This is a genomic window from Bacteroides sp. 14(A) (assembly GCF_000526555.1).
Lineage (GTDB): Bacteria > Bacteroidota > Bacteroidia > Bacteroidales > Bacteroidaceae > Bacteroides > Bacteroides cellulosilyticus.
Genome location: NZ_JAGH01000002.1, coordinates 102326 through 113979 on the forward strand (window position 1 = coordinate 102326; position 11654 = coordinate 113979).

Here is an 11654-nt window from a genome sequence, read left to right on the forward strand (position 1 = left end):
TATTTTATTTACTACGAAGTTCATACATCGTCTCACCAACCGAACGTGCAGCACGTATCAGTTCCCAGTTGGGAGCATCATATACATTAATAAAACCAATCTGATAGTTCTCTCCATCTCCGCGCCCGGTTACAGCTTGGTCATTGTATTGGAACCAGTGTGTACCAACCAGATAAGGATTCATCACGGCATCCTGCACATAATGTTTATACAAGTCAGCCCGGTTCTCCTGACTGCCTCCATAACGTAACCCGCCATGCAGCAGACCACGATCCAACCCTCCGAAATGGAACTCACCGATTATCATCGGAAAATCACGATCCTTGGAAGGCCGAAGCGAATATGCCGAATAAGTATACCTGTTGAAACTTACAACATCACAATATTTGGCTGCGATATCTACAATCCATTGTTGCACGGCATTCCCGGCAAAGTCTCCATAATTAAACCGGCAACCCAAATACAGTTTGTGAGGCGCTTTTGCTTTTAATGCTTCTTTGACAGAACGAAAATAAGCATTCGCCATATGACTTGTGAAGTCAATCAAATCATTTGTAGCCCCGGCATAGACTGAATCATTTTTCATCCAATCTTCCCAAGTAGCGAACTCACTTCCCCAAATAGTATTCAGTTCAGCCAAGGATGCATATTTCTCAATCAAACGATTCTTGAACACTTCCTTCGCATAAGGATATCTCCCTTGTAAAGCCAAAGTAGCCAGATAAGTATTATTACCCCAACCCAGTTCATTATCAACAAAGTATCCGATACACCATTCATCATTGGCAGCTGATGAGCCGGCAATGGTCCGTTCAAGACCTTTCCGAAATTCCGGTGAGAACGGATCTTGTATGAAATGCCCATATTGCGTATGGATTACTGCCGTATAAGGAATCTTTCTTGTACGGATCACTTCTTCATTAGACCAGTTTGCAATGGTATTAATATTCCAACTCTTTAACCGTCGGTTTGCCTTATCAATCATTTTGGTTTTATAATCAGCACCCCATTTCCGATACATATTCAGTTTCCAATAAGAAAGCTCTTTCCTGTCGTTACGCTCAGAAACAAACAAAGATGAATCCACCGAAGCCGGGAGATTCAAGGGACGATAAAACTTCTCACGCCCTTTGACATTCGTCTCGTCTCCTCCACCTACGCAAGTGATGCCATGCGACCAAAACAGATATCCCTGCGGGTCAACCAACCACCATTTACCCTGATATTTCTCTACGCGAAAATGTCCGGTAGCAGCCAATTGAGGTCCCTTTGCCCAACCCCCATAAATATCCCAGCTTTTATTGCCCGGATAATTTTTCATATCCTGTTCCTCTCTTTTATCCGCTTTCACTATTTCTCCGACACCAGATATCTTACCAGGATAACGACTATGAACATATTGCCCGAATTCATCCACAAATGGAAGTAAATCTTCATATTCCTTGCCTGAGTATTCTTTATAAGGAATGGTCAGCATCACATTCTTCACCACGACCTCATCTCCCGACTGAATACGGGGAAAGTCCAAGGAAAAACGATGGATAGATTCCGGACGATAACCACACCACAATCTTGTAGCACCACCGGGTAACCCATTCATTTTGGGAAACAATTCCAATTGCTGCTTTGAATATTCTTTGCGTAAAATCAGAGTTTCAATCTTTTTCGTACTCCGTGCAGGTACATACCCCGCACCTGTACTCCAATAATCGCCATCCAAATGGCACTCCACGAATAACTCATGATCTGCCAGGTTCTGGACTTCACAAACTAAATGTACAAAAGGGGAGAAGTCCCAGGCCGTTTCTCCCGAAGAAAAAGTCACGCTCGCCCCTTGCCGGGTTGCCGTCCAATGCAACGTCTTGCCTCCGGAAACTTTTTCAAGTCCATACGTATCAATACTACCTTCTTTTAATAATTCGGGAAGTAGTTTTCTGTTATTCTGTCCTACTGCCCATACAGAGCAGGTGAATACTATTACAATTGATAATAAGAATGTTTTCATGGTTATTCTTTCAATATTCTGTTTTTAATCAAGTTTAGTTCAACCCATCAGGTAAGTAGAAATCAAAAGGGGCATTTCTATCGCTTCCCATTATTCCGTTTCTGTCTACCTTCAATTCAGCTACTTGTATCGACGAACGACGATAGATATAAGGCAACACACCGGCTTCATCCAACTTTCCGGTCTCGTCGCCCCAGCCTCCCTCTTTCCCCCATCCCGGATGAGTGAAATAAAAGACATACGCCTTATCTCCGGTCACTACCACTCCCGGATGACTGGCACGGACATTGTCATCTTTGCGCTCCCCTCTGCTTCCCAATATAACGCTTTGCTTCTCCCACTTCTCAGCATCCTTTGAGCGGTACACTCCAAAGCCATTCCACTGGTCTATCAGCATCCAGTAATATTCTTTATAATAGAACACAAAAGGCGCTTCGTGAGGAACATCACCAATCGTAATGCCCGGTACGTTCGTCCAATGATACAAATCGTCGCTCACAGCTTCCACCGTATAGCCTATACGCGAATTCTTATACCACATCCCCCATTTCCCATCCGGTTTCTTATAAACCGTGGCATCCAGTAACGGGTCTGCATCGGCCAAAGGTATCAATCCGCAGAAGTCCCAGTTCCACAAATTACGACTTGAATAATGAGCTATCTTGCCTATCCCCGACCATGACTCGTGCACTCCCCGGATATAGGTGACAAACAAATGGTATACTCCTTTATCATACACTACATGAGGAGCCCAAAACGTATTTCTTCCGCGCTCGAATTCAAGATCCAATGCACCTACATAATTCCAGTTCTTTCCGTGATCCGTGCTGACTGCCACGCCGATCCTGGTTCCATAACACCAATTGGTTCCTTGCGTAGGGATATTAGCCCGCCGGTTGGTGTAGAACATATACCATGCCTTCTCCTGTTCGTTATATATCACCATCGGATCTGCTGCCCCGTCATGAATGGGATCTCTGAACAAAGGGGCTTTAGCGACTCTCATCTCTTCTTTAGCCGCTGATTGAGCTTTCAGATCCATATCAGTCCCCAATATCAAACCACCTACTACTATGAGTAGTAACAATAATCGTTTCATCTATATAGCGTTTTTATAATTCCTTATTGGTTCTGAAAGAGGTTGCGGGCAATCCCTCTTTATTATAGAGATTAACTGCCGGATTGGAGTCCCACGCATGCCGCGCTGATAAAGGCTTCTTCACTGCATCGCTCCAAACCAGCACATCATTACCCTCGATAACCGCCTTTGCCGGAACATACTTACCATCCTCACCCGCAACTTCAAATGTGCGTAAATCTTTGCCGTCTTTACTCATCAGACCGCTTCCCGTACTTTTAAACTTCAAGCGTATCTTGTTTCCTTCTATCCGGAATGAATCATAAACCGGACCTTGGAAGACACCCACACTATCTTTGTAAACCATCTCTTTGGCACGCAGATAAAGGCGCTCGCCTACAGGTTTCTTGTTATTCGGATGGATATCATAAGGATCGCCTACATCTATGGAAACAGCCATCCCGACATTAGGCAATTGCAAAGATTCTGCCTGCGCCTCCCGGAAATACTGGCAACTGCCTCCGCTGATATTAGGCAATTGTACAAGCAGGAACGGAAGATAGCCTTGTTCGAAACGTATGCGCCAATCGGTAATCATAGTTGGTTGCAACTGTTTATACAACTCCGGCTGACCGGAATTCCCTTCACCCTGATACCACAGAAAACCACGAATACCATAAGGCAGCAGAGGGGCAATCTTTGTATTATACATACAAGTGATATTATTGGAATAACCCCTTCCCACCGGAAGCTTCGGCTCTATCTCACCATTGTACTTCCATTGTCCTTTCAAAGAAATACGTACCTGGTTATCAGCAGAATGTAAATACGGATCACTGGCCTCATCACCCAAACGTCCATTTCCCCATTCGGACAACAGCCGTACGGCAATCACATTCTTACCCTTTCTGAGCAGTTTGGCAGGAACACGGTAACTTCTCACACCATCCCATCTTTCACGCCCTACTTCCACCCCGTTGAAGTAAGTGACGTCTCCCGTCATAACTTTCCCTAAATGCAGAATCAAGTCTTCACCCAGTGCCTCCTTCGAAAGTGTGACTTCTTTTCTTAGCCAAAGCAGTTGATAACCGCCCAAACCTACACGCGGAGGATATACCGGATAAGCCTCCTCTTTCCATGCCTTGTCATTAAAAGAAAGTTTATGAGCACCTTGTTTCAGCCCCACTTGTGTAGTCTGAACAATCTTCTCACGCTCTCTATCCTTCTCAACTCCCAACTGGTGGAGAGCTGCCCAATCTTCATCACTCTTATAAATCTCTTCAATCACCCGGTTCTTAAAAGCGGGGATCGTATAAAGCATTTCCGCACTAATCCATGCTTCGCAGATAGTACCGCTCCAGGAGGTATGAATGATCCCTACCGGTACTTTCTTATCCAAATGCAGAGCACGTGCAAAGAAATAGGCTACTGCCGAAAATCCCTTCACCGTCTCCGGGGTACATACCTTCCACTCTCCACCCGTCAAATCAGCATGAGGAGTTCTGCTTACAACTTCGGGAGTACAGAACTCACGGATATCCGCATAATTGGCATCCTTAATCACTTCATCGGCAGACAAGACAGCACCAACCCTGTAATTCATATTCGACTGCCCCGATGCCAGCCATACCTCGCCAATCATTACATTCTTGAACACCTCCTTCTGTCCACCGCAACTCACACTCAATGTATAAGGACCTCCTGCCGGCAGTGGTTCCATCTTAACCAACCATTTACCTGTATCATCAGCAACAGTTTCATACTCTTTTTCACTCATGCTGATTCGGACTGTTGCTCCGGAATCGGCCCACCCCCAGACCGGTGCATATATCCCCTGCTGAAGCACCATATTATCTGAGAAGATACGAGCTACGCGCATAGAATTGCTTTGGCTGTACGCCTTCGGGCAGACCAGTAACATCCACACGATGGAAAAGAATAAAGCTGAGCTTACACGTTTGTATACCATAATTCTATTTTTATTTATTTTACCTATCTTATCTTTAAAAGAAGTATTCGAAGAGGCACATCCTTTTACCTTAGTTCATTGACTGTACTTCCCGACTTATACAAATCCCATACTGAGACGCTTCGTTGTTCCAACAAGGAGAAACTTTTGTTTCAACAAGGTGGAACTATAGTTTCTTCATGATGAAACCTTTGTTTCTCCTTGGTGAAACTAAAGTTCTTCCCTGTTGAAACTGAGTGAGACTCTTACTCCTGATTCACTCCATACTAAAAGCCTCTTCGAATACCACTATTTCCAACCGGGATTCTGAACAAGTTTGGGATTTTTATAGATCTCCGACTGTGGAATCGGATAGAAATACATCTTGTCATCCCAAATACGATCCGCAGTCACACTATATTCGAAAGAATACTTGTCACCAGCCTTACTGATAGAAACACGCTTGATTTTCGTTGTCTCCTCCCCTATCTTCCATCTGCGGATATCCCAGAAGCGATGATCCTCAAAAGCTAATTCAGCCATCCTTTCTTTACGCAAAGCCTGGCGGAACTCCTTTTTCGAAGATACATCCTCAGAAGTCAGTGCAGCAATCCCCAAACCACTTCTGCCACGTACCATGTTGATCGCGTCACGGGCTGAAAGATTTAACTCATCCGTAACCCCTTCCGGACCATAAGCTTCATTCATAGCTTCCGCATAAATCAGCAGTATCTCAGCATATCTGAACAAAGGCATGGAATGCTTAGCTGTAGTAATGCTATTGGCAGTCAGGCTTACACTGATATTCACGAACTTACTCAGATAGTATCCCGTTTTGGTTGCACCTTCCTGCGGAAGGCCGTTAAGGCCGTTCGGAAGTACGTCAACTTGTTTGCCATAAGCCGTTTTCCCGCCATGATAGAGTACGGTATATGCCAATCGGGGGTCTCTGTTGGCATAAGGTTCCGATTCATTCATCTCCTGCCCTTCCTTCATATCGTATGCATCAACCAGATTCTGAGTAGGACAATTGCCACTCTTTCCACCCTCCAGGCCGATTGGGAAATTCAATTTCTCCAGTTCGTTGGTATCACCAATTCTTTTAATCAGAATCATTTCCGGTTCTTTATAATTATCGGCACCCAGCAGTCTGTCAAATGACACTAAAGACAAATTCCAACTTCCGGCGGCATCTATAATCTTCTTGGCAGCTTTAGCTGTTTCTATCCATTTTGCAGGGTTAGTCTCGGCATCCGGATTATTCAACGGGCTTGCAGCATATAATAAAGTTCTCGCTTTCAATGCCAATGCAAAGATTTTAGATACACGTCCGGTTTCATTATCATAGTCTGCATTGTAGACTGCCGGCAACCTTCCATCCTCGGTAACCTCGTCACACTCTCTCACGATAAAATCAACAATAGTTTGGTAATCAACCGGAACCTGATTGTTTGCTTCTTCCTCTGTCAGGACTTTCGTTATCAACGGAATCCGGTTATAGCGCTTTACTAACTCAAAATAGTAATATGCACGCAGAGCCTTAACTTCCCATTCCAGATTTCGGTATTTACGCATCATCTTGGCATAGTCTTTCTTAAACTCAAACTCTTTCCAGTCCTTGCCCGTACCATTTTCCAAGTAGTCATTGCAAGCCCGGATGGCTTTATAGTAATGCCCCCATTTATCATCTACAGTACGTATTGCACTCCAGCTTCCGTCATAAAAGCGGTGAATAGTTGAAGTAGGCCATACATACTCCGCTTCATCACAAGCTGCCGAACGCAAAGCACCGTCTACATCATTTAAGGCACCCGGAAGATAGGCATAGATGCCGGTCACAAAGTCTGTATTGGACCAAGTGGTATTGAAGAGTTTATTCTGATCGTAATCTGAATTCTCATTGTAATCCAGAAAGTCGCTGCATGAGGAGAGCAACATCACCAGAATTCCTGCTAAAAATATATGCTTTTTCATAATCTATATCTTTTTAGTTACATTAAAAACCAACTGAGAAACCAACCTGAATAGATGCCGGAATAGGATGAGAAATACCCATTGCTTCAGGATCGCACACATCTACGTGATCGAACAGAATGAAGTCGGAAGCCCTGACATAAAGCTTTGCCGATTGCAAAGGTGTTGAGGCCAATGTCTTTTTAGAGAACTTATAGTAAAGCTCGGCATGACGCAATTTCAAGAAAGATTTATTGGTCAGCCACAATGTATTGTCATTAAAGTTATTGGCATTCGTTCCTTGTGACAGTCTCGGAAACTTGGCGTTCGGTGTCTCAGGTGTCCAACGGTTATTGTAATAATATTCAGAGATAGAAGTATTGCCCGTCAAGGGACGGAACAAACTTGCCGTAGATGCAATAGCGGAATAGTTCCCGGTTCCCTGTATCAAAGCATCGATACCAATTCCTTTATATTCCACTCCAAGATTAACAGAGTAATAGATCTCAGGTATCTGGCTACTATAACCGATAGCTTTCTTGTCGAACTCATCAATAATTTTATCACCGTTCAAGTCTTTGAACTTGATATCTCCCGGCTTCACCGTGGACATATTCTGTTTCGGACTGTTGGCTATGTCCTGTTCATCCTTAAAGAAACCGATTGCCTCATAACCGAAAATCTGTCCAACAGGTCTTCCCGTAGCTTTCATCCATTCGTAAGGGGCATATTCTTCACCCATTTCTATGATCTTGTTACGGTTGAAAGTAAAATTAGCACCTGCGTTGAAACGGAAAGCTTTTAATTCCTTATGATAATTCGCTCCGATTTCAATCCCTTTATTCTCTACCTTTCCGATATTCTGATAGGCATTAGTAGCGCCCAGCACAGCAGAGATATCACCAGGGGTTACCAGCATATCCGTTCTCTTTTCCTTGAACAGTTCTACTGTTAAATCAACTGACTTTACAAAAGACATATCTAAACCCAGATTTGCCTTAGCAACTTTCTCATACAGCATATCCGTCGTTGGCAATCTACCTTCTCCCAATCCACTGGCACCATTGTATTCACCGCCCAGAATATAGCCATTAGCCCAACCATACTTACGATTCCACATCAAAGCCTCAGGCATAATATCCGTACCGGTAAGCCCCCAGGAAGCGCGCACCTTTAAAAGATCCAGGAAAGCAACATCTTTCAGGAAGTTTTCATTAGAAACGATCCAGGCAGCCGAGACAGCCGGAAAATTTCCGAAACGCTGAGAAGGAGCCAGTAAATTAGAGCCATCACGCGAAAAGGCCAAGTCGGCTACGTATTTATCAGCATACACATAATGTACATGTCCCAGCATATTGATACGGTTACGGGTATTGTGCTGTCCGTTCAAGATAGTCTGCTCTCTTGAAGCCGCAAGAGTCACATTCAGTTTATGGTCGTCCCAGGTATTAGCATAATTTACTCTTCCCCATAAGTTAAAGCGGCTCCACTGGTTACCTAAAGAAGAACTGAACGAAGCGGCAGTACTCTCTCCCTTCAATGTATAATCTTCGGAAGATGAGGGATTGGAAACATTAGGCACTGCATAGGCATAGTTCATACCATAGTTATCCCAATACTCACAAAAGTTATCATAGGCAATACGCGCATCAACCGAAAGTCCTTTTAAGAACATACCAAGGTCTTGCCTGATGGCCATATCAGCAAACAAAAGCCGTTGATGACTCCTCGCATATCCTTTGGCTGCTACTTCAGCTACCGGGTTCCGGGTCCACACGTTGCTTCCACCCCAGTCACCATAAGGAGTCTTAACGGGAAAAGCCGCCGCCGGAGTATTATACAGCATTGACATCAGATCTCCGGTCAAAGGGTTCGGCCTGTTATGTTCGGACAACATACCACTCATCTTGAATGATAACAAGGTGGATTTAGTCAGATCTACATCTACATTGGTTCTTATGCTCAACTTCGAATACTTAAGTTGGGAGGAATACTCATCAACAATATTCTCCGGCTTAATGAAACCTTTGTAGGAGAGATAATCCACAGAAGAGAAGTATCTGACAATTTTTCCGCCACCACTCAATGTTACGAAAACATTATCCGTAGAACCTGATTTGCTCAAAACTTCATCCATCCAGTTCACATTACCATAGTGAGGATCATTATTCTTAATTCCATCCAATTGTGTCTGATCGTACATCGGACTCAAACCGTCATTCTTCATCGCTTCATTCATTGCCAATGCATAGGTATAACCATCTGCAAACTTCGGCAAGCGATTCAGCATATTAAAATGATGTTCATAATTCACACTGACATCAATCTTCTTCTTAGAACCGGTCTTGGTCGTAACCAACATGACTCCATTAGCACCACGCAAACCATATAAAGCCGTAGCCGCCGCATCCTTTAATATCTGGACGCTCTCTATTTCTTCTTTTGTAATCATGCTCAAATCTCTTTCAAAGCCATCTATCAGCACCAGAATAGAATTATCACGTGTGGAATTCAAACCGCGAATCATCGTAGTCGGTACACTTTCCCATACAGTACCTCCATTTTGCAATACAGTAAGTCCCAATCCCTTACCATACAATGCGTTCAGAGGATTGGTCGCCGCACTTTTCATGATCTCTTCTCCCGTAACTTCCGATATTGCAGCAGAAGACTCTTTTGCCTTCACCGTTACGCCATAGCCCAAATTCAGAAGTCTTTCCCCTTTAGCAACAATAGCGCTATCTTGTTGTGCATATGCGCTTAGACAAGAGAACATCAATGCACACGATAATTTATATATATTTCTCATAATCTTTTACTTCTTTAATTGTGATTTACAAGTAGCATATTACCATCCGGGATTCTGAGTTAAATATCCCTTGTTCATCTCTACAAATGGGAAGGGAGACAAATACCATTTCGGAGTGAAGAAAATGGTTCCATCCTCACCATCCTGAATAAATCTCTTCTTAATAGAAAATTTCTCATAAGAATAAGTACTATTATCTCCACGGCGTATACGGATTCCGTGCAATATCTTACGAAAGTCTTTTGCCTGTTTCCATCTGATCATATCATAGTAGCGCACTTCCTCAACACCAAACTCTCTGGCACGCTCGTCCAGAATTTCTTTACGCATCTCATCCTGAGTAAGCCCCGACTTCAACCCCGGCAGTCTGACACGTGCGCGTACATAGTTTACGTACTGATAGGCATCGCTCGTACGTCCCACTTCATTCAGGGCTTCCGCATAGCTCAGATAGATTTCAGGTAAACGCAAATAGGGCCATTGGTCTTGTTTACCCGCCATGTGTTCTTTATCCAAAATGTATTTGTAAACGGCAAAGCCTGTAAATGCCGCACCATCACTGGCAAGGTCATTGGCAGGACCCTCACGTCCACCAATCCATAACTCTGCCACATGGTCCATACCGAATTCCGCATTATTCACCAGGCAGTTTTCGTACAACCGGGGATCTCTGTTCGCAAACGGGTCTTCTGCTATGTAATGGTCTTTACTTTGTCTATCCCAGAAAGAAGCATCGAATGGAGTACCATCTGCATATGGAAAGAGATTCACATACTCCAGTGTAGGGGTCATTGCGCCATACGAACCGTAAGACTGCAAATAGTAACAATCCGCATCCCAGTACCAAGAAACCGTAGCACGGGCACGCGTATCGATCAGCAGCTCACCATTCGCCCTTCTATAATATGCATCCTGATAAGCCTGGCGGGGATTAGATGGATTCTGAACTAAATCCCAAGGATTTCCTTCCTGCTGATTACGTGTCATAAACAGGTCACAGGCATCTACCACATCATCCCACAAAGACATATCTTTACCACCGAACCAGACATGCTGTTCAGCAACTGACGGAGCAGAGGATGCTTCCGGATGATAAGGTTCGCTATCATTGAACAAAGGACTTGCACCAAACAACAAGATCCTAATCTTCAGACCAAGGGCAGCAGCTGCTGTAAAGCGTCCGGCCCATTGTTCTTGTTCACCGGATTGTAAGGCCCAAGGCAATACTGCATAGGCTTGGTCACACAAATCTGTTATAAAGTTCATCGTTTCACGAGCGGTAGCACGTGGTAATTTAAAATCGTCATTCGGATCGAAAGCCTTGGTTACTAACGGAAGGCCTCCATAATTGCGGAACATATCAGCATAATGGCAAGCGATAATCATTTTTGCCTCTCCTTTTAAACGTTCTTTCTCACTATCGTCAATATTAGGAGTCTGACCGATATTCTCAATAAATAACCAGGCTTTACGAATCCCGGTCCACTGTTCCTCACCGTTAGAATAAGAATAAACGGCAGCCGAATAATCAGAGGTAGCATTGAACTGACCTGAATAGTACAGGCTACTTACGCCGTCCCAACTCAAACCACTGGTGAAACAATCTGTCAAGGCATCCACAGCCCCCATATTCATTCTATTTCCCTTCGCACTCCAGTTCAAAGGACGTCCATAATAAAGTGAAGTATAGGCGTTCCATAAGAATGCACGGGCATAATTAGCATCATTAAACACCACATCTTTATCCACATCCACGCTCGGCGCCTTTTCCAGAAAAGCATCTCCTACCTTGAATTCATCCGCACAAGATACCAGTGCAGCGAATAATATAAGGATTAATCCATTAAATATCTTTTTCATG

The 11654-nt window shown here is 43.9% G+C and carries 6 protein-coding genes; all 6 read right to left on the reverse strand.

From position 1 onward, the window contains the following. Window positions 1–4 precede the first annotated feature (4 nt). Window positions 5–2005 carry a hypothetical protein gene (locus K429_RS0108270; protein ID WP_022208465.1) on the reverse strand — a complete coding sequence of 667 codons (2001 nt, stop codon included), beginning with the start codon at window positions 2003–2005 and terminating at the stop codon, window positions 5–7. Window positions 2006–2039: 34 nt separating this feature from the next. Next, window positions 2040–3104, reverse strand: a complete 1065-nt coding sequence (locus tag K429_RS0108275; RefSeq protein WP_026366598.1) for a glycosyl hydrolase — start codon at window positions 3102–3104, stop codon at window positions 2040–2042. Between the two features lie 13 nt (window positions 3105–3117). Further along, window positions 3118–5052, reverse strand: coding sequence for a sialate O-acetylesterase (locus K429_RS0108280; RefSeq protein WP_007216911.1), 1935 nt, complete (start codon window positions 5050–5052; stop codon window positions 3118–3120). 288 nt (window positions 5053–5340) lie between these two features. After that, on the reverse strand, window positions 5341–7005 hold the full coding sequence (locus tag K429_RS0108285; RefSeq protein ID WP_026366599.1) for a RagB/SusD family nutrient uptake outer membrane protein: 1665 nt from the start codon (window positions 7003–7005) through the stop codon (window positions 5341–5343). Window positions 7006–7027: 22 nt separating this feature from the next. Next, window positions 7028–9793 (reverse strand): SusC/RagA family TonB-linked outer membrane protein, encoded by a 2766-nt coding sequence (locus K429_RS0108290; protein ID WP_026366600.1) that lies wholly within the window; start codon window positions 9791–9793, stop codon window positions 7028–7030. Between the two features lie 39 nt (window positions 9794–9832). Then, a complete protein-coding gene (locus tag K429_RS0108295; RefSeq protein ID WP_026366601.1) occupies window positions 9833–11653 on the reverse strand; it encodes a RagB/SusD family nutrient uptake outer membrane protein in 1821 nt (606 codons plus the stop codon). Window position 11654 lies beyond the last annotated feature (1 nt).